Annotated in this window: 21 protein-coding genes; 8 read left to right on the forward strand and 13 right to left on the reverse strand. The window is 40.6% G+C overall.

Features of this window, described 5'->3' with window-relative positions; all coding sequences use genetic code 11:
- From AC4PL9_RS10540 to flxA, 11 genes are all read right to left on the reverse strand, one after another.
- Positions 1-1,175: beta-ketoacyl-[acyl-carrier-protein] synthase family protein (locus AC4PL9_RS10540; protein ID WP_491604715.1), on the reverse strand; the 1,175-nt coding region annotated here is incomplete at its 3' end.
- A 73-nt stretch (positions 1,176-1,248) separates the two neighbouring features.
- Complete coding sequence (locus AC4PL9_RS10545) at positions 1,249-1,506, reverse strand: phosphopantetheine-binding protein (protein ID WP_491604716.1); 258 nt, start codon at positions 1,504-1,506, stop codon at positions 1,249-1,251.
- A 6-nt stretch (positions 1,507-1,512) separates the two neighbouring features.
- Positions 1,513-2,115: a 3-oxoacyl-ACP synthase gene (locus AC4PL9_RS10550; protein WP_491604717.1), complete on the reverse strand. Its 603-nt coding sequence runs from the start codon at positions 2,113-2,115 to the stop codon at positions 1,513-1,515.
- A complete protein-coding gene (locus AC4PL9_RS10555) occupies positions 2,112-3,200 on the reverse strand; it encodes a beta-ketoacyl-[acyl-carrier-protein] synthase family protein (protein WP_491604718.1) in 1,089 nt (362 codons plus the stop codon). Before AC4PL9_RS10555 ends, AC4PL9_RS10550 begins: the two co-directional genes overlap by 4 nt.
- Entirely contained in the window at positions 3,197-3,631 is a 435-nt protein-coding gene (locus tag AC4PL9_RS10560) for an acyl-CoA thioesterase (protein WP_491604719.1), read from the reverse strand. Before AC4PL9_RS10560 ends, AC4PL9_RS10555 begins: the two co-directional genes overlap by 4 nt.
- A 1-nt stretch (position 3,632) precedes the next feature.
- The gene (locus tag AC4PL9_RS10565; protein WP_491604720.1) at positions 3,633-4,061 is read right to left on the reverse strand and encodes a hotdog family protein; all 429 of its coding nucleotides are present in this window, start codon (positions 4,059-4,061) and stop codon (positions 3,633-3,635) included.
- A gap of 5 nt (positions 4,062-4,066) precedes the next feature.
- Complete coding sequence (locus tag AC4PL9_RS10570) at positions 4,067-4,930, reverse strand: lysophospholipid acyltransferase family protein (protein ID WP_491604721.1); 864 nt, start codon at positions 4,928-4,930, stop codon at positions 4,067-4,069.
- Entirely contained in the window at positions 4,930-5,178 is a 249-nt protein-coding gene (locus AC4PL9_RS10575; RefSeq protein WP_343784133.1) for a phosphopantetheine-binding protein, read from the reverse strand. The genes AC4PL9_RS10570 and AC4PL9_RS10575 overlap by 1 nt, the downstream gene beginning before the upstream one ends.
- Positions 5,175-6,398 carry a beta-ketoacyl-[acyl-carrier-protein] synthase family protein gene (locus AC4PL9_RS10580; protein WP_491604722.1) on the reverse strand — a complete coding sequence of 408 codons (1,224 nt, stop codon included), beginning with the start codon at positions 6,396-6,398 and terminating at the stop codon, positions 5,175-5,177. Before AC4PL9_RS10580 ends, AC4PL9_RS10575 begins: the two co-directional genes overlap by 4 nt.
- A 3-nt stretch (positions 6,399-6,401) precedes the next feature.
- Entirely contained in the window at positions 6,402-7,133 is a 732-nt protein-coding gene (gene flxB / locus AC4PL9_RS10585; RefSeq protein ID WP_491604723.1) for a flexirubin biosynthesis SDR family reductase FlxB, read from the reverse strand.
- A 15-nt stretch (positions 7,134-7,148) separates the two neighbouring features.
- Positions 7,149-8,663 carry a flexirubin biosynthesis tyrosine ammonia-lyase FlxA gene (gene flxA, locus AC4PL9_RS10590; RefSeq protein WP_491604724.1) on the reverse strand — a complete coding sequence of 505 codons (1,515 nt, stop codon included), beginning with the start codon at positions 8,661-8,663 and terminating at the stop codon, positions 7,149-7,151.
- 132 nt (positions 8,664-8,795) lie between these two features.
- On the opposite strand from flxA, the gene AC4PL9_RS10595 reads away from it, so the two are divergent.
- Genes AC4PL9_RS10595 through AC4PL9_RS10615 form a run of 5 tightly spaced genes read left to right on the forward strand, consistent with a single transcriptional unit; the run spans position 8,796 to position 16,294 of the window.
- Positions 8,796-12,608: a 1-acyl-sn-glycerol-3-phosphate acyltransferase gene (locus tag AC4PL9_RS10595; RefSeq protein ID WP_491604725.1), complete on the forward strand. Its 3,813-nt coding sequence runs from the start codon at positions 8,796-8,798 to the stop codon at positions 12,606-12,608.
- Positions 12,605-14,131 carry a phytoene desaturase family protein gene (locus tag AC4PL9_RS10600; protein WP_491604726.1) on the forward strand — a complete coding sequence of 509 codons (1,527 nt, stop codon included), beginning with the start codon at positions 12,605-12,607 and terminating at the stop codon, positions 14,129-14,131. Before AC4PL9_RS10595 ends, AC4PL9_RS10600 begins: the two co-directional genes overlap by 4 nt.
- Positions 14,132-14,138: 7 nt before the next feature.
- Positions 14,139-14,984 (forward strand): DnaJ domain-containing protein, encoded by an 846-nt coding sequence (locus AC4PL9_RS10605; protein WP_491604727.1) that lies wholly within the window; start codon positions 14,139-14,141, stop codon positions 14,982-14,984.
- Positions 14,926-15,792 carry a J domain-containing protein gene (locus tag AC4PL9_RS10610; protein ID WP_491604728.1) on the forward strand — a complete coding sequence of 289 codons (867 nt, stop codon included), beginning with the start codon at positions 14,926-14,928 and terminating at the stop codon, positions 15,790-15,792. Before AC4PL9_RS10605 ends, AC4PL9_RS10610 begins: the two co-directional genes overlap by 59 nt.
- Before the next feature lie 40 nt (positions 15,793-15,832).
- Entirely contained in the window at positions 15,833-16,294 is a 462-nt protein-coding gene (locus tag AC4PL9_RS10615) for an FKBP-type peptidyl-prolyl cis-trans isomerase (protein ID WP_491604729.1), read from the forward strand.
- A gap of 5 nt (positions 16,295-16,299) precedes the next feature.
- Here AC4PL9_RS10615 and AC4PL9_RS10620 read toward each other — a convergent pair whose 3' ends face one another.
- Both AC4PL9_RS10620 and hemN read right to left on the reverse strand, forming a co-directional pair.
- Positions 16,300-18,669, reverse strand: coding sequence for a heavy metal translocating P-type ATPase (locus AC4PL9_RS10620; RefSeq protein WP_491604730.1), 2,370 nt, complete (start codon positions 18,667-18,669; stop codon positions 16,300-16,302).
- 11 nt (positions 18,670-18,680) lie between these two features.
- On the reverse strand, positions 18,681-20,045 hold the full coding sequence (gene hemN, locus AC4PL9_RS10625; protein WP_491604731.1) for an oxygen-independent coproporphyrinogen III oxidase: 1,365 nt from the start codon (positions 20,043-20,045) through the stop codon (positions 18,681-18,683).
- Positions 20,046-20,200: 155 nt separating this feature from the next.
- On the opposite strand from hemN, the gene AC4PL9_RS10630 reads away from it, so the two are divergent.
- The 3 genes from AC4PL9_RS10630 to porW all read left to right on the forward strand — a co-directional run bounded on the left by AC4PL9_RS10630 (position 20,201) and on the right by porW (position 24,706).
- Positions 20,201-21,136: a hypothetical protein gene (locus AC4PL9_RS10630; RefSeq protein WP_491604732.1), complete on the forward strand. Its 936-nt coding sequence runs from the start codon at positions 20,201-20,203 to the stop codon at positions 21,134-21,136.
- Positions 21,137-21,219: 83 nt separating this feature from the next.
- Positions 21,220-21,858 carry a YceI family protein gene (locus AC4PL9_RS10635; protein WP_491604733.1) on the forward strand — a complete coding sequence of 213 codons (639 nt, stop codon included), beginning with the start codon at positions 21,220-21,222 and terminating at the stop codon, positions 21,856-21,858.
- A gap of 148 nt (positions 21,859-22,006) precedes the next feature.
- The gene (gene porW, locus AC4PL9_RS10640) at positions 22,007-24,706 is read left to right on the forward strand and encodes a type IX secretion system periplasmic lipoprotein PorW/SprE (protein ID WP_491604734.1); all 2,700 of its coding nucleotides are present in this window, start codon (positions 22,007-22,009) and stop codon (positions 24,704-24,706) included.
- The last annotated feature ends 1 nt before the right edge of the window (position 24,707 follow it).

Consider the following 24,707-nt stretch of genomic DNA (forward strand, 5'->3'; position numbering starts at 1 on the left):
TATTTTCTGAAAATCAAAGTTGAATTATTTCCTCCGAACCCAAAAGAATTAGACAAAACACAACGTATTTCTTTACGTTCTAGTGTTTGTGATGGTGTCAATGGAGTGTTTTCCATTTGATTCTTCCATCGCATATTCGGGTAAATAATACCGTGTTGAATGGATAAGACCGAAAAAACAGCTTCCAGTCCGCCTGCGGCTGCCAGTGTATGTCCGGTATATTGTTTTGTAGAACTAAAGGGAGGTTTTTTTCCGGGAAAAAGATCAGAAATAGCCTTGACCTCGGTATTGTCATTATTTTCTGTACCCGTTCCATGCGCATTGATGTAATCAATTTCTTCCGGAAGAATTCCCGCAATGTTCATTGCGCTTTGCATCGCTAGCTTAGCACCTGTGGCTTCGGGTGATGAGGCGGTTTGATGGAATGCATCGTTGGCATTTCCCCATCCGATCAACTCTGCTAAGACAGGATTTCCTGTTTTCTTTATACTTTCTTCTGTTTCAAGGAAAATAAAACCGGCTCCTTCACCCAGATTCAGTCCTTTACGGGTGTTGTCGAACGGGCGACTCAGCTCACTGTCATAAATTCCTAAGGAATTAAATCCGTTTACGGTAAAGGCAGAGAGAGCATCCGTTCCCCCTGCGAGAACAGCATCGAGTTTTCCTGCTTTCATCAGTCGTGCTCCCAGCATAATGGCATTTGCTGCCGAAGAACAAGCGGTGGATAATGTAGTTTTGTAGCCATTTATTCCTAAAAGCCGGGCGATATTCTCTGTAGATGTTCCGCATTCGTGGGAAAGAATCACAGACGCATTAGCCAGATTTCCATGAAGATATTCTTCGTAAAAATTTTCAGTAAGATCCATTCCCCCAACACTGGTTCCGCTTATAACCCCGATTCGGTCGGAGGGAGGGACTGTAGCAGGGAATGCTTCGCGGGCGGCAATCATAGCCAAAAGAGCTGTTCGGGAATAACCATTTTCCGAAACCCCTAACAGGTCTGCGAGTTGAGCATTACTTAACTTGATTTCACCACCTGTATAGGGTGTTTTTAGCTCACGTACAAGCTCAATTTGAGAAATGCCATGTTTCTCCTCCAATAATGATTTCAGGTGCTCAGCAACAGACATTCCAATCGCAGAAACAGCTCCTAAACCGGTTATGTATATTTTCATCCGTTCCGTTTTTAATTGTCAAATGCCGGAGCACAACAATTCATTGGATTTTGAATTGTCTATGCTTGTACTTTTATTTGGTGCGATGTGATGCGATAAACTCAGCCAGTGAATTCACAGAATGAAATACTTGCTTACCTTCTTCAGGACTGGATAATTTGGCACCGTATTCGTTTTCAAGAAGTACAATCAATTCGAGAGAATCGATAGAATCAAGGCCGATATTCTCTCCGAAAAGCGGCTCATCATCCGGGAAGTCTGCTATTGTTAGCTCTTCCAGGTTCAGGTGCTCAATAATCTGTTGTTTTAAGGTTTCCTTTAATGCTTCCATGGAAAATTATTTATCAAAAAAAGTGTTTATTTCTTCGCGTGTTTTTTCATTTTTGAACTGATCCTTAGTCAGAATAACCCATTTACCATCCGTTTTTTCCTGGAAATAATCGACGTAACCTATGATAATGCGGTTGGCTTTGTTCAGTTCAAATATAGTTACAATATACTCGTGTATCAATTCATGGGGCCATTCGTTTTTTATGAAAAACTGTTGTTCTCCATACCATTTATTACGAATAGCAATTTCACCCAGCACAATATTGGGTAAGGTATATACAAATATAGCCGGACTGGCGGTTCCTTTTTCGATTTGTTCCTGATGGGCAAGGTCAGCATCCAGACTGGAATGCTTGTTTACAAATACAACCGCTATTTCATCTGTTTCTGTAGGAAGCGGCTCTACTGTTTTTAAAAACTCTACTCCAAGGAAGCCAAGTTTGGACAAACCATCCATTTTATGAAACTTAGGATACTCCAGTTTCAAATGATCAAATAGAAACCGAAACCACTGCTGAGCAGGTAGTTTTTGCGTATTGTGGATTTTTTGTCCGTTACTACTGCAAAGGTCATCGGTTATCCGGCAATATGTGGGTTGGCTCTCCATCATTTTAATTTTTCCAATACGATTGCTGCATTGCACCCCCCGAAACCGGATCCGCTTTTGAGAACAGTATTAAGATGCTTTTCAATAGTATCTGGGAATACGTTAATGGGTTTTACTGTTCCCGGGTTTTCCAATCCTTTTGTTCCGAGAATCAGATTCGTATTCATTTGTTCTATGGTAACAAGTGTTTCTATTAATCCTGCAGCACCTAAAGTATGTCCAAAATAACCTTTAAGGCTGTTTACAGGAACCGCATTCAGGTTCAGGCGGTCAATTGCCATAGATTCCATGTCATCGTTATAGCGGGTTGCTGTACCATGTGCAGAGATGTAATCAATTTGTTCAGGTGACTTTCCGGCATATTCCAATGCACGTTTTGTCGCTCTGAACAACCCTTCTCCCGTACGACTTGGTCCCGAAATATGGTTGGCATCATTTGCAGAAGCCCCTCCTAGAAGTAAAGTTGGTGTGTTCGTAAACAGATTACGATTTGAGCTGACAAACGCCGAAGCGACTCCCTCTCCAAGATTAATTCCCTGTCGGTTGGCATCATACGGTTTACAGAAGTCCGAAGCAATGGCATAAAAGGATTTGAACCCTTCTGAAACGAAAGTGGAACAATTATCTGCGGCTACGACTAGCGCATTTTCGTATTGTCCTGTTTTTATCAGATCGTGTGCTAACAAGAGCGCTGTAATACCTGAAATACAGGCGTTGGATACAGTAATCGCAGTTTTGGCAGGATATTTCTCCTGAAGTTTAGTACAGGTGTAATCCAACAATGATTGTTCAATATTTCTGGACTCTAACTGTTCTATATCTGCTTTTGTGCTTGAAAAAATAAGTACTGTTTTCGACCAGTCAGGTTGTTGATCTGCTAGCGAAAGAAGAGTGGTGTCGATACAGTCAAAAATTCGTGTGTAGAAGTTTCCTTTTTCTTCAAACCGGGAGAGATAAAGGGGTGGATCTTCAGGCTTCAAAGAGGAATAGGGTCGGATTGCTGTTTTCCCCGCAAGTAGATTCTCCCAGTTTTCACGGATGGAACTACCCAGTGGACTGTATATATTACCGGCACCTATATAAATCATTCTTTTTCCCATTGAATACGGTTGAACCATTCTTCATAAAATCGGGGACTCACCAATTGAAGTTCTCCCTGGTTATCAATAAAAACCTGAATTGTTTTTCCAACAGCACTAATTTTACCAGTCGTTACATTCAGTATTTCATATTCGTAAACGATTTTAGCGGCAATCGTTTTTACCAGTGCTATTTTTGTACGGAATTTATCTCCATATTTCAGGGGAAATTTGTGTTCAATTTCACTTTTCACAATAGGTGTGAGAAACCCACTGTTATAAATATCTATGTATGCCATTCCGTAGTGAATACCAAAAGCTTCACGGGCATCCTCGAAATATTTCAGATAATTTCCGTGCCAGACCACATTCATGGAGTCTACCTCACTGAATCGGATATCACCTTCAATTTCCAGGCTTATTACTTCCCGTTTATGCATTTTAGACATCATCCTGGATAAAAATTTTCATTTCACATTCTGCAAGTAGGCGACCATTGCGTACGCTACTGCCTTTGATGACGGATACATTCATAAAACTGCTGATTTCTTCCACAGTCGTTTCAATTTCCTCTTCCACCTGAGGGAGCTCATGAACAATTAGTTTTGAAATAGCTCCGATAAAACCAATTTTTGGAGGCTCATTTGTGGAGTAAGATACATACCCGGCTCGTGCTGCTGCCGTTTGTGCAATATTTTCTATTAACCCCGGAGCTTGAAGCTGTCCGTTTTCTACAAACAGATTGTCTGTTGCGATGTGAAAACGACTGACTGTTTTCTTTTCTTCCTGGCTGATAAGCTCGTGAACCATTAATATAGGTTCGCGTTGCGGTACCAGTTTTTCTATTGTATTTCGTGCGATTAATGTCATAATTTTTAAGCTTGAGCGTAGAAGTTATAAAAATTAAACCATTGTTCGGGGTGGGACAAGACTTGTTTTTCCAGTTCTTCGACAAAATCTTCTACAATCTTATTCGGATTATCTGATATCCGGGCAGGTGTCGAGGAAAATTTATATCCGTACTTTCCGTCTTTTAAGGCAAATACAATATGGTAGGGTACTTTGAACTTTGCTGCCACCTGAAAGGGCCCCTGAGGAAAATGAGCCTCTTTTCCAAAAAAGTCAGCTGTCATTGTACGTGCACCCGGAACAAACCGATCACCATGTATACAAACAATTTCTCCTTTTTGCAGGGCAATGCGTATGGCTAACAGGTGGGACATATCATTCTTAATAGGAATGACAGTGAACGTGGCCTGTTTGTTTTGTTGCTGAAGATAGGACTTGAGTTGCTCGTTCTCCGCATCCAACATAACAACATTTACAGGCATCTCTAACTGTTCGAGCAGGTTTCCCGCTATTTCCCAGTTTCCGAGGTGAGCACTTATTAACAGACTTCCGTTTCCCTGTTCGTACGACTCCCGCATATATTCTCTTCCTGTAGATTTGAATGTATACTTTTCATACATCCCCATCCCCAAAGCAACGCGGTCAACAAGTGTTCTTCCAAAAACCAAAAAAGTTTTACGAATGAGTTTAGTGTGACTCTTGTTATCCTGATACATGTTTTTATAAAATTCCCGGAGAGCACCGGAGGCCCGTTTGGAAAACAGGTAGTAGAAGTATGTGACCGGGATGAGGAGTGCGTAAGCAGAGCGGATACCAAAAATTTTCAGCGACCAGACAAAGATCCGGTAGCCGAGTATTGAACCCTTACTTTTTCCTTCCCACGATGACATTAGTTATTGTTCAACTTAGCAGAGACATAGTTATAGAAATCCTGGAATGTTTTGATTCCAACGAAGTCTTCACCTTTCACTTTAAAGCCGAAATTACTTTCAATGACTACTACCAGATCAACGTAGTCCAGACTATCCAGGTCAAGCGTTTCTTTAAGCGAACCTGCAGGTGTGATCACAGATGCATCCACCTCAAATTCTTCTGCAAGAAAGCTGTTTACCCGTTCAACGATTTCTGGTTCTGTCATGGCTTAAATCTTTTTATAATTAGTGTAGAGTTTGTTCCTCCGAAACCAAAAGAATTAGAAAGGATTGTATCCAACTTCTGCTCTTTGGTTTCTGCAATAATATTTAATTTCTCCGATGCTTCATCGGGGTTTGCAAAGTTAATATTTGGTGCGATAAAATCATTTTGCATCATCAATAGTGAATAGACAATTTCACTTGCTCCTGCCATCCAGCACTCATGACCGGTCATAGATTTTGTAGAACTAACCGGCGTATTACAGCCGTCGAATGTTTCTCCGAGTGCCTGAGCTTCAAAATAATCACCCACCTGGGTTGATGTTGCGTGTGCGTTTATGTAATCAATATCCTTTGGAGTAAGGTTGCCCTGACGCAAAGCCATTTCCAATGAACGAATCTGTCCATCTTTATTGGGATTGCTGATATGCTCTCCGTTTGATGAAAACCCGTATCCGACCACTTCTGCCAATATCGGAGCACCCCTCTTTACCGCCGACTCGTATGATTCCAGAATTACGGTTGCTCCACCACCGCTCGGGATCAACCCGTCGCGATCGCGATCAAAGGGGCGGGATGCGCTTGCAGGGTTACTTTCGTGAATCGAGAAAGCACCCAGTCCGTCAAAGTTTCCGAATGAGTATACATTTAATTCCTGTGCTCCACCACATATAATGGTGTCCTGCCATCCCTGCTGAATAAGAAAGTATCCCATTCCAATAGAGTGAGATCCTGATGCACAGGCTGCACTGATGGTAAAATTGACTCCTTTCAGACGAAATATCGTTGAAAGGTTCATGGTGGTTGTACAGTTCATGGACTGAAAAATAGACCCTGAACCAACAAGCGTTGTATCTTTTTTCTCGCGTATTGTATCAATTGCTTCTATAACAGGTTGTACGCAGGAATCATTTCCATACAGAATACCGACTTCGTTGGCATCGATGTAGTCCTGATCAATTTTGGCCTGTTCCAATGCTTCGAGAGTTGCCAGGTATGCATATTTTACTTGCTCAGCCATACCTAATCGCTGGCGGCGGGAAAGGTATTTTTTCAGGTCGGGTTCTTCAACGTGTCCTGTTAACCCTGAACGATAACCAAATTCTTTGCGTTCCTGGCTGAGAATAATTCCGCTTTTCCCCTTAAAAAGAGAATCACGGACTTCGTCAAGGTTTTTTCCTAGACAAGAATAGATTCCAATTCCGGTTATTACGACTCTTCTCATATATTAAGAATACAAACCACCGTTAATGTTGATAACTTCTCCGGTGATGTAGGAAGCTTTTGGAGAAACAAGGAAACTCACCAGATCCGCTACCTCCTGTACCTCTCCGAACCGATTCGCGGGAACCATTTGTTTTAGCTGGTCGACAGGAAGCTCTGAGGTCATGTCGGTTGCAATAAAACCGGGAGCAACCGCATTTACAGTTATCTTTCGCTTGGCGACTTCCTGCGCCAAGGCTTTAGTGGCTGCGATCATTCCTCCTTTAGCGGCAGAATAATTCATTTGACCGGGGTTTCCTTTTAGACCGGATAGAGAAACAACGTTAACAATTCTTCCGTATCGGTTGCGAAGTAATGGCTGTATCAACGTTTTTGTTACGTTGTACATTCCTTTGAGAGATGTGTCTACAACATCGTCCCAGTCTTTTTCGGTCATCATCAGCAACAGATTATCACGTGTGATGCCCGCATTATTCACAATAGTCTCAATGGTGTTTCCCGGATTGTTTTCCAGCCACTTTCCCAAAACAGTAGTTACCTCTTCAAAATTCTCTACTCTGAAACCCAGAGCTTCAGCCGACCCTCCATTGTTTTGAATGGTCGTAACGGTTTCTTCAGCAGCAGCGGAATTGCTGGCATAATTCACCAAAATATGATAACCATGGTCTTTAGCAAGGGTAATGGCAATTGCCCTTCCTATTCCTCGTGATCCTCCTGTAACTAGCGCACACTTCATAACTGATATCAAAAATTAAACACGGCTTTTAAGAAAACCGATCAGCTTATTAATTTGTTCAAATTGAGGTACATCAGATTCACAAACAGGAACCAGATTGCGAATCTCCGAATACCATTTTTGTGATGTTTCTGACAAATTCTGTGCCACCTCAAGAATATCTATCGCCTGACAGATAGCGATGAACTCAATTGCCATCACCTGGTAAGCATTTTCTATTACGCGTTCCGCCAGTATTGCTGAGTTCATTCCCATCGAAACCAAATCCTGATTATCGTTATTATTGGTAATAGAATGAACATAAACCGGATTGGCAAGTGTTTGGTTTTCAGCTGTGGTTGATGTTGCCGTGAACTGCATTCCCTGAAGACCGAAATTCAAACCTAAGGTTTGCTTATTCAGGAATGGCGGGAATTTTTCGTTCATTTTGGCATTCATCATATAATTCAGTTGACGTTCTGCCAACATGGTTAATTTCGTAACAACGATTTTCATCTTGTCCATTTCCAGTGAAATGTAGTCACCATGGAAATTTCCCCCGTGATACACGTTTTGCGTTTCCAGATCAACAATAGGGTTGTCGTTTGCCGAATTAATTTCCTGTTCAAGAATGGTTCGTGAAGTTTCCAGCGTATCCCATACAGGACCTAAAATTTGTGGAACACATCGAATACTGTAATATTCCTGAACTTTTTCACGGAAAACACTCTGTCGGCTTTCTTCTGTGTCGGAGAAAAGAAAATCTTCTCTTTTTCGAATCAGTTTACTACCCGATACTGCTGCACGCATTTCTGCTGCAACTTTTTGCTGTCCGGTATGCATTTTTGCTGCGTTGAGTTCCAGTGAAAAAGAGTCGTCATAGGACGAAATAATCTCATTCAACATGGAAGAGGCAATGATAGATAAATGCAACAGGTTCTTGCTGTTAAAATAGTTGAGAACACCCACTCCGGTCATACAGGAAGTACCATTAATAATGGCAAGCCCGTCACGAAGTTGTAATGTAAGGGGTGTTATTCCTTTTTGAACAAGTAATTCAGCGGTTTTCAAACGCTCTCCCTTGTGATAGGAATACCCCTCACCAATCAATCCTAAGGCAAGGTGAGCCAATTGTACAAGGTCTCCGCTTGCCCCAACACCACCATGCTCAAAAATTTCAGGATAGATATCTGCATTTAGAAATTCGGTGATTTTCTCTACAACACCCGGACTTATTCCGGACTTTCCTAAAGAAAGTGAGTTTAACCGACAAAGCATCACAGCCCTTACCTGTTTTTCAGAAAGCGCTTTTCCTGTTCCATTGGAATGACTGCGGATAAGGTTGTATTGTAACTGATTCAGGTGTTCTTCACTGATCTTGTATTGAGCCATTGGACCAAAACCCGTGTTGATTCCGTATATTACTTTGTTGGATGCAAATTCTTTTAAAAAAGTGTATGATTCATGGACATTCTTTAACTGATTTTCAGTTAGAGTTACTGGTTGATTTTTATCAATAAATGACTTTAAGCCGGTTAAATTAAGACTCATTTTATACGATTCAATTCCACAATTCTATAGTCACAAGACTCCCAAAAATACAAAGGCCAAAATTAGATAAAAAAATTAACTTTGCTCCATTGATAGATAGAAATCGGGCATTTGTCGTATTGAAGCAGATTCATGGGGAAAGTTTTTGTGAAATGGTATAAGTTCTGGAAGTCTAGGAAGTGGCTTTTTATCCTGCTTTCAGTACTGTTTGCCTCGGTTTTAGTGAATGGGATAGTGCGGCTTACGATTGTGCAGGATATTACAAAGTCCGTCGATGGGGGAGAAGTCTTTGCTGAGTATTCGGACCTGCTAAATAACAAAGGGCTAAATCAGGATTTACTGATCTCAGTTGCGTCGGATGAACTTGGTTTTGATAGCCTGCAACGTGTTGCAGAATCTGTTTCCAAAGATTTTTTACAACAGTTTCCGGATGCTGTGACTGAATTAACGCACGAAGCTCCTGATGTCAGTGAATTATACGATCTGGTTTATGAACAGTTACCGTATTTGAAAGATACGAGTGAACTGGCCTGGATTGATGGAGATACAGTAGCTGCAATATTGCAGGAGAATCACGATCGTTTATATACTCCCGAAGGGTTTTTCTTAAAAAAATACCTCTTTAAGGATCCATTAGGATTAGTCCCGCCTGTTTTGTCTGGGTTCAGGAAACATTCTTCTCAGGGTGGCATTGAAGTAATTGAAGGTAGTTATGCATTAGCGGATTCGGCAATCATCCTGAAGGGGAAACTAAGTGATGACTTTTTGATTTCTTCTGAAAAATTAACCATACTGGAAGAAATGGAGGGTTGGTTATTCAATAGATCAGAACAATCGGGACTGACAATTGATTACTTTACGCCTTCAAGAATAGCTCTGGCGAATGCCCGACAGGTGAAAAAGGATACAACACTTACCCTGGTTGTTTCTTTACTGATCATTTTCTTCTTGCTGTTTTCGTATTATCGCAAGTGGTCAATTCCTTTTTATTTCCTTACCCCCGGAGTAATCGGGTTACTTGTCAGCCTCGGGTTGATGGGGTATTTTAAACCGGAAGTAACCGGACTGGCATTGGGAGCGGGTGCAGTAGTGATTGGGATTATAATGGACTATTCATTTCACTTTTTCACCCATCTTAAACATACAGGATCCGTGCGGGAGACGATATTGGAAGTGGCTCACCCATTGGCAATAGGTTGTCTTACTACGGTATTGGCTTTCGGAGCTCTTTTGTTTACCAATTCTGCTATTCTCAACGATTTTGGGCTTTTTGCAGCACTTTCTCTGGTTGGAACGCTACTGGGAGTATTATCTGTTTTGCCGATTGTGCTGTCCGACAAGTGGGTAGAGAAATTTGCACAGGAAAAACCCAAAAACAGAAAAGAACGTTCTTTTTTCAAGGGCAGAAAGATTTCTGGAAAATGGGGAATTGCTATAACTGTGGTTCTGACTATAATCGCTGTTTTCGGAATTTCACGAGTACGTTTTGAAGGTGATCTGGATGCACTGAATTTTTATCCAAAGGAAATTCGTGAAGCAGAGTCCCGTCATACCGGATTCCTTGCAAAAGAGGACAAGCGACTTTTTGTTGCTGTTCGGGATACGAGACTGGATGGAGCCCTTGCAAAGAATGAAAAGCTGTCAAAAGAGTTAGTAGAAGCAGAAAGTAGAGGTGAGATTCGTAGTTTTTTGAGTGTTTCTTCTTATCTTTTTTCAGAAAAGCAGAAAGAACAAAAGTGGCAGGAATGGTTGGAGTATTGGAATCCGGTCAAGGAAAACCTATATGGATTACTAGATGTTTTTTCAGATGAAGCTGGATATTCGGAAATTGCCTTTAACGAGTTTAAGGAACGTATTGAACAACGTCCGGAGGATATAGATCCAAAGGATTTTGTGATCACAGGAGAGTTGTTTGATAAGCTGGTCAGTTCGAATAATGATGAAGTGACCGTACTAACGGTGATAACCGCTTCACGGGAAAAATTAGAAGAGATTAAGAGCACCTTACGATCGGACAATGATTTTGTTGTCTTAGACCGATCAGATCTTGCTTCAAAGATGGTAGAGGCAGTAGAGTCTGACTTTAATTACATCCTATATGTATCTTCTTTGATTGTATTTGTTGTATTGCTGATTAATTTCGGTCGGATTGAGCTGACGTTAATTACTTATCTTCCAATGATTCTAAGTTGGTTGTGGATTCTTGGGTTTGCCGGGTGGATGGACATTAAGTTTAACCTCGTAAATGTGGTTGTGACTACCTTTATTTTTGGACTGGGAGATGACTTTGCTATTTTTGTCACAGAAGGAAAGTTGAATAAGTTTCGAACAGGAAGTAACAGTATGGCTTCTTTCCGAACAGGAATCATCCTTTCAGCTATTACAACAATTGTTGGTACGGGTGTACTTGTTCTGGCAGAACACCCGGCGATACATAGTATCGGTTTAATCAGTATTGTCGGATTGATTTCTATTCTATTTATCTCTCTTGTGGTTCAGCCCTTACTATTTGATTTTTTCATTTCGGGCCGAACAGAGAAAGGGAAAGCACCGTTAACACTGTCGGGTTTTTTCATTTCCGTATTTGCTTTTTCGTTTTTTCTTTCGGGTTGTGTTATTATTTATGGCGCACTCCTGATTTTTAAGATAATTCCTTTTGGGCAAAAAGGACTGAAGAAAACGATGCACAGAATCCTTCAGGCTTTTACCTGGGCGCAGGTATACGTCATGATGAATTTGCGTAAAAAAATCATTAACCGGGATCTTCTTGATTATGAAAAACCGGCTGTGATTATTGCTAATCATCAGTCGTTTGTAGATATTCTGGTAATGATTATGTTGGATCATCGTGTGATTATTATGACCAACAAATGGGTCTATAACTCTCCTTTTTTCGGAGCAGCAGTGCGTTATGCGGATTACCTGCCGGCCTCGGACGGGTATGAGAATATGATGCCCCGTATCCGACAATTGGTTGATGATGGGTATTCCATCATGATTTTTCCGGAAGGAACACGCAGCAGAAGTGAACACATTGGTAGATTTCACAAAGGGGCTTTTTATCTGGCAGAAGAGCTTAAGCTGGACATTCAACCGATAGTATTGCATGGGTTCCACTTTGCGATGTCCAAGTCGGACTTTTTATTAAAGAATGGGGAGATCACAATCAAAGCTCTTCCGAGAATCGCATACGATGATACAAGTTTCGGAACCACCTATGCAGAAAAAACGAAAAAAATCAGTCGTTATTTTAAGGAAGAATATAAGCGTCTGCAACAGGAACGAAAAAACGAAAAATACATCCGGCAGGTTTTAGTGTTGAATTATCTTTACAAAACGCCATCTATTGAATGGTATTTCCGAATCAAATACCGCCTTGAAAAAGCAAACTATCAGTTGTATCACGAAATGATCGGTGACCGAAAAAACATATATGATTTAGGTTGCGGATTGGGCTTTCTGAGTTATTATCTGAAAGTAGCAGACACCGGAAGAACCATTTATGGGTTTGATTACGATGAAGAAAAAATAGAAATTGCTGCTAACTGTTATCTGAAAGATGATTCGATTCACTTTTCCTGTGCTGCTATTGAAACGGTATATCCGGAAAATGCAGATGCTATTTTCCTGATGGATGTTTTGCACTATATGCCGCAAGAAAAACAGGTTCAGGTACTGGAGAACTGTCTGAAGGGGCTCAATGAAAACGGTATTTTATTTGTCAGAGATGGTATTGCAGATGATCCGGGCCATCATAAAAATACAGAGCGAACCGAAGTGTTGTCGACACAGATTGTCAGGTTCAATAAAACGGTGGGAGACCTCCACTTTTTTACCAGTACATTTATGAAGGACTTTGCAGAGAAGCACAGTTTACAACTAGAGATGACTTCACACTCTAAAACAACCTCCAATCACCTCTTTATTTTTCGAAAACAAAAATGAGTAAAGAAGAGGAATATGATGTTGTAGTAATCGGAGGAGGTCTTGGAGGATTGGTCTGTGGAGCATTACTTTCGCGTTATGGGAAACGGGTGGTTGTACTTGAAAAAAACCACCAGATAGGAGGGAATTTACAAGTGTTCAGCCGTGACAAGGTAATCTTTGATACAGGCGTTCATTATATAGGAGCGCTTGCGGAAGGAAACAATCTGGATCGGTTTTTTAAATTTTTGGGAATTCGAGAAGAATTAAATCTTGTTCGTATGGATGTAGATGCGACGGACCGGATTCATTTTGGAAACGAAGAAAAACTCTACCCGATTGCACAGGGATATGATAATTTCTCAAAGCAACTGACAACTGTTTTTCCGGAGAGCAAAGCAGAAATTGAGGACTATTGTCGTCTGATTCAGGACGTTTGTTCTGCTTTTCCATTGTATAATCTCAGGTACGAACAAGCCGACTATTTTTCCAGTGATTTTTTCACAACTTCTTTACAAGAAATGTTGGAGAAAACGATTAGTAATAAACGTCTCAGAGAGGTGTTAACAGGAAATAGCTTGTTATACGGTGCAAACGCTGAAATAACACCCTTTTATGTACATGCACTCGTTGTTGACGGATATATTCGAAGCGCACACCGCTGTGTAAGAGGAAGCTCCCAGATTGCCAAATTGCTTGTGAAGCGTATCCGGGAAAATGGTGGTGAAGTACTAAAACGGGCAGAAGTTGAAAAGTGTGATGTAGTTCAGGGACGTGCAACCGCTGTTTGTTTGACGGACGGTAGAAGAATAAAGGGCCTCGACTTTATTAGCAGTCTTCATCCGAAGGCAAGTATCCGCCTTGTAGGAGAAGCCAACTTCCGAAAGGCATTTGTCAGTAGAATTACTAGCCTGACAGATACGCAGTCTGCTTTTTCTGTGCATATAAAGTTTAAACCGGGAAGTTTCCCCTATCTGAATTATAATATCTACCATCACAAAACCCCGGAGGGGGTGTGGAAAGCAAAAGGTAAGGTTGATGAATCCTGGCCCTGTACGTTCATGTTTTCTATGACAGTACCGGATACGGATTCTGAATATGCTGAAGCGGCATCTGTGCTAACCTATATGGATTATGCGGAAGTAAAACCCTGGGAAATGAGTTTTAATACGGTTGCGCTTCCGGGAGAACGACCTGATTCGTACTATCTTTTTAAAAAAAGATGCGAAGAAAAAGTATTGAATGAACTGGAAGTTGTGTTCCCGGGAATCAGGGAGAAAATAGAATCGGTTTACAGTTCAACACCCCTGACGTATAAGAACTACATTGGTGATCTGACGGGCAGCATGTACGGCATTCAGAAAAATGCCGACAATCCGGTGGCGACAATGGTTGACCCACGAACAAAAATTCCGAACTTTTTTCTGACGGGACAAAGCATAAACCTGCATGGTATTATTGGTGTTACAGTAAGTGCCTTTGCTACATGTATGCACCTGATTGACGGGAAAACATTGATAGAAGATCTGAATCGGATAAACTAAGTAAAGAGTGATAGATTCCGGCGACATACCACAAACAATTACGAATGATTCTATTCAACGGCTTATTCAGCAAATGAATTTTAGTGAAGTGGGTTATTCTCAGGGGGAGGAAGGCCCTAATTTGTGGGCGATGCTTTTCTTGTTAGTACCAATAATAATAGGGTTGTATTTTTTGTTTTTTAGTACTACCCGAATGTGGCAAAAAGGAATTTTTCCGAAAAGATTAGCTTACAATCAAGTTAACTTGTTTGATGCGTATGTGGTTTTGGGTATTCACATGATGAAGAAAGATATCTCAGACTATAAGGAACAAACAACTTATTTCAGATCCTATCTTAAGAACAGGTTTGCTAATGATATGGATTATTCCCTTGAGAATTTGAGAAACATGTTGAAATTGGATGTTTCACTCGAATCAACATTGGCGTGGTTGCAAAAGAAAATGCCGGAAGCAGAGCGGGTTCAGGTGATTGACTTTCTGGCAGATTTAGCTTTTTATGATCATCAGGCGCATCCTCGGGAGATAGCAATGATTAATCATGTAGCAGATATTCTGGAAGTAGACCGGCAACAGGTAACGGCAATTTTATCGATTCGTTTTCAACGGTATGAAAAACAACAATCAAGAAAGACACCGGTTAGAGATAATGTGCGGATACAAGATTCGTTACAGATTCTTGGACTTGAGAAGGTAGTTTCTTTTGAAGAAATAAAACAAGCGTATAGGAAAATGGTGCGTCGTTTTCATCCGGATCGGTTTGCGCGAATGTCAAAAGAGGAACAGGAAATGGCGCATGAACGGTTTACGGAGATCAATCTGGCATACGAATACTTGGAAGGAAGGTTTAATTGAATATGTTGCCGGAATGAGTGCTATTGATACCTTTTTTGCATTGGCAGATAAACCGGAATCCGGAGATAACTTGATTCTTTCTTCTGGTTTAAATGTGTTTGCACTTATTTTCATAGGTACTTGGATTGCTATTTATCAGCTGAGGAAAGCCTATAAAAATTTTGTTTTTCGACCTTTCAAAACCAAAAGAACCCGTTTTAAGGTGTCGGTTATGATTGCTGTACAAATGTTGATTAGAGACCGGGACGATCTGAGAGAAAAACGGATTTATATGACAAAGTATTTTTTGCGAAAGGAGAAAAGTTCTTTGTCGGGAAGAGAGATTGTTCAAACCATACGCTATTATATAAGCAAGGGGATAGATACCAGAGGTGTACTGAGGTTTGTCAGAAAACGTTTTACACAGGATGAAAAAACGCAACTTATCGATTTGTTGGTTGATCTTGGGTATTATAATCAACAGGTCAATTCATCGGAGATGGAATATTTGTTTCGGGTTGCGCGCAAAATTTCTTTTTCCGAAGAGGAGCTTAAAGTAATTGTAGGTGTTCGGGAGAGGTATTATAACAAAACCAGAAAACAGATACAGAAAGAAGATAGTCAATCCGAGATGGAAAAGAACCTTTTAGTATTAGGGCTGGATACGGCAGTCGATTTTGAAGAAATAAAACAGGCGTACAGGAAAATGGTACGTCGCTTTCACCCGGATAGATTTGTTCGAATGTCTAAAGAAGAGCAGGAAATGGCGCATGAACGTTTTACGGAGATCAATCTGGCGTATGAATACCTTGAAAGGAGGTTTAACTAATCAGAATGAGTTGATTTTACTATTTTTGACAAAAAGAGACATGAGAACACTTCTTTTATTTTCAATAGCTGCGTTGTTGACAGGTGCGTGTAAAAAAGATACGTTTGATGCCGAAGAACAACTGAAAAAAGACAAAGAGATTATAGAAAAATATTTGGCGGATAATGATCTAACGGCTGAGTCAACCGCAAGTGGGTTATATTATATTGTCAACCAGCAGGGAAGTGGTTCGAATCCGACATCTACAAGTGACGTTACCGTTGCTTACATCGGGTATTATACCAATGGGAATACGTTTGATCAAAGTTCAGTTTCCGGAGTTACTTTCAATCTGCAGAATGTTATTAAAGGATGGACGGAAGGAATTCCGAAATTTAAACAGGGGGGAAGCGGAGTGTTGCTTATTCCTTCGGCATTGGGTTATGGTCCGAACGGAAACAGCACTGTGCCTCCGAATACGGTTCTGATTTTTGATGTCGAAATACTGGAAGTGTTGAATTAATTTAATTACAACAACTCTGTTCTTTTTGCTCGTAATGTTACCAGAATAAAACTGAGGAAAACAACGGTAATCGAACTGAGCGGCATAAGTATTGCGGCTATTAATGGAGAAAGCATTCCGGTAGCGGCAAAAGAAAGCCCTACGATATTGTAGAGTAGCGAGAACAGAAAGCATATTTTTAATGCTTGTTTTCCGTATGCGGCCAACTCCATAATATTGGGGAGTTTAGAAAAATGTCCTGCGTCGAGAATGCCATCACACGCGGGAGAGAATTGGTAGATATTGTCTGAAACGGCGATTCCGACATCACTTTGTTTAAGTGCCCCAGCATCGTTAAGCCCATCGCCGAACATAAGTACGCGTTTTCCATTCTCCTGTAGCGCACGGACATACTCCAGTTTCATCTGCGGACTTTGGTGAAAATTCAGGAGAGAGCTTTCTGAGAAAAGCTTTTCGAGAGAATCACGTGAACGCTCATTATCGCCGGTCAAGACATGTAGTTTGTATCCTTTTTTCTGCCATGTACTGATGAGGTTTTCAATGTGTGGTCGGAATACCTGACGAATGTAAAAACGTCCGATAATGGCACTGTTCCATTGGATAAAGGAAGTCGTTTCCTCATCAATTTTTTCAGTAGTAACAAAACGATAAGATCCGACTTTCAATTGATTCAAAGAAGTACTGGCTGCAATACCTAATCCGGCATGTTCTTCAAACTCCCCTGAAATAGGTTCGTATTCGTAGTTGTGCTGAATATAAGAACGGATAGCAACACTCATAGGGTGTGTTGAACTGCGTGTTGCAAAATCAATTAAAGCAAGTTGATCCGGAGTTAGCGGCTCTCCTTCATACGTTACATCTTTTGAAGAACCAAGGGTTAGTGTTCCGGTTTTGTCAAATACAACATCCGTAATTTCATCCAGATCCTCTATTACCCGGGTATTTTTTAAATACAAACCGTTGCGTCCTATGGCTCTCAGGATGTTGCCAAAAGTAAAAGGGTAGGAGAGCGACAACGCACAGGGACAAGCTACAATCAATACTGCTGTTACAACCGGGACAACCATAGAAGGATCAATCCACAACCAGAAACCGGCAATGATAGAGGTAATAATGAGCAGAACAAGAAGGAAGTAACGTGAAACGGTATCCTGAATTTTAGACAGACCGGATTTTTCACGTTTGAAAACATCATTATTCCACAAATCGGTAAGATAACTGCGTTTTACCTGTTCCTTGACCTTTACCCGGGCGGATTTACCAATTAACTTTCCGCCTGCAAACAAAACAGCATTAGCTGATTTTTTTATCTGGTCAGATTCTCCGGTAACAAAGCTATAATCCATTCGTGCTTCACTATCCAGAAGGATGGCATCGGCAGGAAGAATTTCCTCGTTATGGATCAGGAGCTCGTCGCCGGGTTTTATTTTTTCAATTTGTACAATTTCTTCTTTATTGTCTGTTGTAAATCGCGTAACAGCAAGCGGGAAATACGAAGTGTAATCCCGGTCAAAAGAAAGTGCCTGATAGGTTTTGTTCTGAAACCATTTGCCGACAAGAAGAAAGAATATGAAACCGGCAAAAGAATCCATATATCCCGGGCCGAGTCCGGAAAAAATATCATACGTACTTTTCGCGTACAGGACGAGAATCCCCAAACTGATGGGAACATCGAGATTCAGAACTTTTATGCGCAACGCTTTATATGCAGAGATCAAATAATCTTTTGCTGAAAAGAACAGAATGGGAAGTGAGAGCGCAAAGATCAGATAAGCAAAAAAATTGCGGTATTCATCAAAGGTATCATCCACATTGAGGTATTCGGGAAAGGAAAACAGCATAATATTCCCAAAACAAAAACCCGCAACTCCAAGCTGGATAATAAAATGATTATTGATGATCTTGTTTTTTTGTCCCTGAGGCTTTCCGATAGTGGGAGGATAGCCAATCGCGTCCATTAATTCAGCCATCTTTCGTAGTGAAATAACAGAATGATCAAACGTAATAGTAGCTTCCTTTTTTGTAAAGTTAACCTGAGAGGACTTTACTCCCGGTTGAAGTTTGTGAAGATTCTCCAGTAACCAGATACATGAGCTGCAATGTATTTCAGGTAAAAAAGCGGTGAAATTAGTTAAGTTCCCTTCTTTGAAATTAACCAGTTCTCGCGTCAGATCTTCATTATCAAGAAAAGCGTATTTACCTCCGGCATCTTTTGGTTTGATTCCCGGAGCCGATTCAATGGAATAGTAAGTGCCCATCCCATTTTCGGAAAGAATACTGTAGACTGTTTTACAGCCGGAACAGCAAAAAGGCTTTCCGTCAAAAATCAGGGGAGATTTTCCGCAATCGTCCCCGCAGTGATAACACTTTTCCATAAAAAGGGATGTCAGACCGTTGTACTAAAAACATTTGTCATACTTCGCGGATCAGATATGCGATAATCAAAAGCCATACAGATGTTTCTGACAAAAGGGCGACCGGCATCCAGAATATAAACTGTTGTTCCGTTGATCGCTGCCAACTCATCTTTAATAAGAGGAGTTAACTTGTTTCTAATCATAATCCACTGTAGCTCGTACCGCATCAAATCTGCAACATCCGTTTCGAAGTGACACATCAAATTTAGTATTTTTCGGCGGATCAGAAGGTCTTCTGGGTTTAATATATGTCCCCGGTATATTGGTAAATTACCTTCTTCAAGAATACGATAATACTCTTCCACTACCTTAACGTTTTGAGCAAACATATCCCATGAGTCGCTGATGGAAGAAACTCCGAGACCAATCATCAGTTCGTTGTGGTCAGCTGTGTACCCCATGAAATTGCGGTGCAGTCTGTGCTCTTTCATAGCAATATATAAATCGTCTTCCGGAAGCGAGAAGTGATCCATTCCGACTTCGATATAACCAGCATTCTCAAGAAGCTCTTTTCCGAGTTCATAAAGGGCACGTTTATACGAATCGGAAGGAAGATCCATTTCCGTAAATCTTCGTTGTCCGGGTTTAACCCAGGGAACATGAGCGTAACTGTAAAAAGCAATTCGTTCCGGACGGAGTTGGTTGACAAGTGAAAATGTTTTTTCTATACTTTCCAGTGTTTGGAAAGGCAAACCATAGATCAAATCGAAATTAATGGACTTATAACCGATTCTTCGGGCAGTATCCACAACTTCTTTTACCATATAAAACGGCTGAATGCGGTTGACAGTAATCTGAACTTTTTCATCGAAGTCTTGTATACCCAGACTTAACCTTCTGAATCCCAAATCATATAATGCCTGCAGATGATCTGCAGTCGTATTACGCGGATGTCCTTCAAAACTAAATTCATGATTGTCAGCGATCAGGCTGTCTTTAAGAATCCCCTCAACCAGAATTTTGAGATTTTCAGGTGAGAAGAAGGTAGGAGTTCCTCCTCCGAGGTGAAGCTCCTTAATTTTTGGTGTGCCACCAAACGTTTCTTTGTACAATTCCCATTCTTTAAGAATGGCATTCATGTACGGCACTTCAACTCCGTGATTTACAGTAATCCGGGTGTTACAACCGCAATACGTACACAAGCTTTCGCAGAAAGGAAGGTGAATATATATGCTGATACCCTGTTCATCATTGGTTTCCTCGAAACGTGTACGAACAGAATTTCTCCATTGCTCCTGTGTTGGTGCTGCTTCCCAGTGTGGTACCGTAGGATACGAAGTGTATCGTGGCCCGGGAACGTTGTATTTCGCTATTAAATCATGACTAAGAATCATATTACGAAATTACATGTGCTATATAGTTTAAAATATGACGATTGTCAGGTTTTCGGACTAATTTTTATCAGTTGTTTACAGGAGGAGGCAGGAGAGAGTAGGATTCCTCGCGGAGTACACCAAAAAATTCGTATTATTGTTAAAAACGGAAATTCATGTTTAAAGTATTTCTGATCTTCATTTTGGTGCTTACGGCCTGTTCTTCTCCAGTTCCGGAAATTGCTGCTCCTGAACCAGTAAACCCACCCTCTGATTTTCAGATTTTTATTCCTGACAAGCTTGTTTTTTTATTGGGAGAGCCTAATTATTATAATCCGAACCTGATTACAGCAACAGCTACAGACAGCCTTGCTATTCGTTCCGTCTCGGTACACAGTCTTTTAAATCTTGACCCGGGATATCGTTTGGAGCGTAATCTGGATTATACTTATTATCGAAATAGCTTACGGTATTTGGACGAAGAATTGTTTTATAACAGGAAAAGTATTCACAAAAGGAGATTCCGGTATTCGGATAATTATTTGTTGGCACCCATTATTACGAATCAGAAAAAGAAATCCAGTGATATTGTGCAACAATTGTTTGGTTTGGGTGCTGTTGCAATTGAATATGCAGGATTGAGTGAAAACCTGTTTCAGGTTGTTTCGGATTCTGTTATACGACTGAAAAAGATGGATCCGGAAGATAGAAGAGAGGAGTGGTTTATACAATCGGAGCAGGTGAGAGATACATTTCCGTTTGGAACAATAGTTTCACTAGGTACACCGGATGACTGGAATAAAAGAGTAATCAACACTCCGGGATTAGGTTGGATAACGATCCATGACAAAAAAAGATACCCGGGTGGATATCTGGACGAAGAGTATTTTTTGTTTTATGGGAATAGAGTAAAACGCAGTTATCTGTACGACAATACAGGTCGGTTTGAGAAGTGTGTTGACTCCATGATGTCAGAAGGAGAGTTTATCCGAAAACAGGTTTTTGATCTTACTTATGATTCGTTGGAAATGCCGGCACAGCTTATCTTTTTTTCAGAGACACAATCGGGGTTAAAGCAGATGATAAGTAAACATGTGTTTCACTGGAAATAAAGAGGAACTTAGCGATAAATAGTTATGATTTCAGAATAGGAAATTGTAACTTCGAACAGAATTAATTGCAAAAATTTTTAAAAATGAATAAAATAAATTGGTTAGTACTTGGGGCTGCAGCCGTAATTCTTTCATCTTGCGGGGGATCAGCAGAATCTGAAGAAGAAAAAGTTGAGGAAAAAGTAATAAAAGAATGTTACTACACCTACAATCCGGCAAATTCCAAAATGACATGGACTGCGTATAAATTTACGGAGAAAACTCCCGTTAGTGGCACATTTAATGAGGTTAATATAGAAGGAGCAGAAGTGTTAAATGATCCTATCGCACTATTGGAAGGTTTATCTTTTTCAATTCCAATTGCAACGATTAACACCCAAAACCCGGAGCGCGATGAAAAAATTAAAAATTCTTTTTTCGGGGTGCTTGAGAATACATCTGTATTGACAGGAAAAGTTCAGTCGCTGAAAGATGATGGTAAGGCCGAGGTTGTTATGACAATTAACAATAGAGAGAAGGTTGTGGAAGGAACGTACACATTAGTAGAGGGAGATTTCAAATTTATGGCTACTGTTGATTTGGCAGCTTTTGAAGCACTGAACGGAGTGGAAGAGTTGAATAATATTTGTCATGACCTGCATATTGGAGCAGACGGAGTATCTAAGCTTTGGGAGGTTATAGATGTTTCCTTTGAGACAAAACTGAATATGGATTGTAATTAGTCTATGGTTAAATTGAAAACCCGGAATCAAATGCTGATTTCGGGTTTTTTTATTCGCTTTTCTTTTAAATTACGTTCTGAGTTTGAGAAATTAAAATAATTTTGTTCAAATTAAGTTATCTAAGCAACATCGTGTTGCTTGATTTTCCATGACAAGATTGAAACTACATATATTTTCAGCTGTATTGTTGGTTGCTTTAGTCCTTGCCTGTTCTACAGAGAAGGACGCCGCACTTAATCGGTTTTATCACCAGACAACTACAAAATACAACGGTTGGTTTAATGCGAATGAACTGATCAACGAGGCCATGCGGGGGTACCTTGTGAATCGGGAAGAGGATTTTACGGAAATTTTGCCGATTGAACCTTTGCCGGATGAAGAGAGTGCTCTTGGGATGACACCTGCTTTAGACACGGCTGTTTCTAAGTGCGTTAATGTGATCAGTCGACATAGTATGCCATCGATGGAGGGGCGCTCTAAGAAAGAAGAGTATAATAAGTGGATTGATCGTGTGTGGTTGACAATTGGTAGATCGAAATATATTAAAGGAGAATATCAGGAGGCGATCGACCAGTTTGAATACGTTACCAAGTTTTTCAAAAACAAACCGAGCAAATTTTCTGCGAAGATATGGATTGTTAAATCACATGTGCGGTTAAAAGACTACCGTTCAGCGGAACTTCTGTTGAAAGAAATTGAAAGAGACAGCGAAAAGGTGAAAACAGCACTTGAAGAGAAAAAATCCTCCGAAAAAAGTTCGTCGAAGATCATTCGAAAACAAAACAAAAAGAAAAAAGGAAAGAAGGAGAAACCGTTAAAGCTCCCAAAAGATTTTGAGTACGAGTTTAACAAAGCCAAAGCGGATCTGTACATTGAAACCGGTAAGCTTGCAGAGGCGGAGAAGGCGATGGTTGAAGTCGTTCGTACCTGTAAGAACAGAAAAGAAGCAGCACGTATGCATTATATTTTGGCGCAATTGTCAGTTCGTAATGGTAACAATTCGCAGGGAGTTGAGAATTATACAATGACCTTGCGCAAAAACGCCAAGTTTAATATGCATTTTTCTGCCCGTCTTAATCGTGCTATGGCTTCTTCCGGGGCTAACAGAGAGAAGCTTCGGAAAGAGTTGAACAAAATGCTGCGCGATTCGAAAAATGCAGAATATAAAGACCAGATTTATTTTGCATTGGGGGATATGGATCAGTCCGGAGGGGAGATTGATCTGGCGATGGAAAAATTTACAAAGTCCGTTTATTATTCGGTAAGTAATGACCGCCAAAAAGGAGCAAGCTACGAACGAATGGGAGACATTCGTTTTGGGCAGCGTGATTATATTAAGGCGCAAAAGTATTATGATAGTTGTGTTCAGGTCGTTTCTGAGGATTATAAAAATTATGATCTTGTCCGTACTCGGGCAATGCGATTAAAAGATCTTGTTGTTTCTATCGAAACAGCCGAACACAATGATAGTTTGTTGCGTATTGCTGCGATGCCGGAAGATCAAAGACTGGCATTTGTAGAAAAGGTAAAGAAGCAGCTTGAGGAAGAAGAACGAATCAGACAAGAGTCCGAAGCAAGACGACTGGCTGAGATTCAGGCAATGCAAGCATCTTCTTCAGGGCCTAATCAGGGAGGTTCGGGAGGTAAATGGTACTTCTATAATCAGAAACAAAGAACCGAAGGTTTTGAGGACTTTAAACGTATTTGGGGACAAAGAACGTTGGAAGATGACTGGAGAAGAAGTAATAAAATGCCGGCAATTGCTGATATGGGTGATGGAACTTCCGAAGAAGGAGAGTTGGCAGACAGTCTTGCTGAAGAGACAGAACCGATAGATCCGTTTGCAGTCGAAACATTACTGGCAGGGATTCCCGAAGGTGATAGCTCGATAACAGCGCTTCAGGAAGAAATGCTGGAGGCTAAATACAAAGCAGGGCGGATTTATCAGGGAGAGTTGGAAGAAAACCAGTTGGCAATTGAGCAGTACGAAGACATTATTTCAAGAAAGATTGAAGATAAACACGTTTTACTTTCTTCTTTCCAACTCTATCAATTGTACCAGGGCAAGGACGAAGCGAAAGTAAGTGAGCATAAAAACTACATCCTGAATAATTACCCGAATAGTGATTATGCTAATTTTATTCGCGATCCAAACTTCTTTATAAAGAAAAAGGAGCGGGAAAAACTGGATATGGATGATTACCTGAAAGTGGTAGATCGTTTTGGTAAGGGAATGTACTCCATTGTTAAAATCAGAGCAAATTCAATTATTGCGAATGATCCGGCCAATGCGTATCGATCGGGTTATATGCTACTATCGGCAATGTCACAAGCGGCACTGACCCGGGAGAAAGAAGAAACGATTCCTGCTTTTGAGCTTGTTGTAGAATCATTCCCGGGTACGCCGGAGGCGGAGAGAGCGCAACTAATGATTGATATTATTAAAAACGGGTATTCAGAAGATATCATTGCTGACTTTGGCTCAACTGAGTCTGAGTTTGAGTACAGCCCTTCTTCTCCGTTGATGGTAATAATCCTGTTGGAGAAAGATGACAATACAAACGAAGCAAAGACCAATGTGTCGAATTTCGGACGTGAGTTTTTCAGCTCGGAGAAATTGAAAGTACAATTGTCGCAATTCGATGAAAACCGCCCTTTCCTTATGGTGCGTGAATTCGAGAATGAATCTAAAGGAAATAAATACCTGACTTCCTTCCTGCGTACGAAAAAGCATATCGGGGATTTGCAGGACAGACAGATATTTTTGATTACGAATGATAATTTTGTAAAACTTATAGGCAACCAAAATCTGGATGGTTATTTAAAATTCTATAAAGATTTTTATTAGT

The sequence above is a fragment of the Wandonia sp. genome (assembly GCF_984588085.1).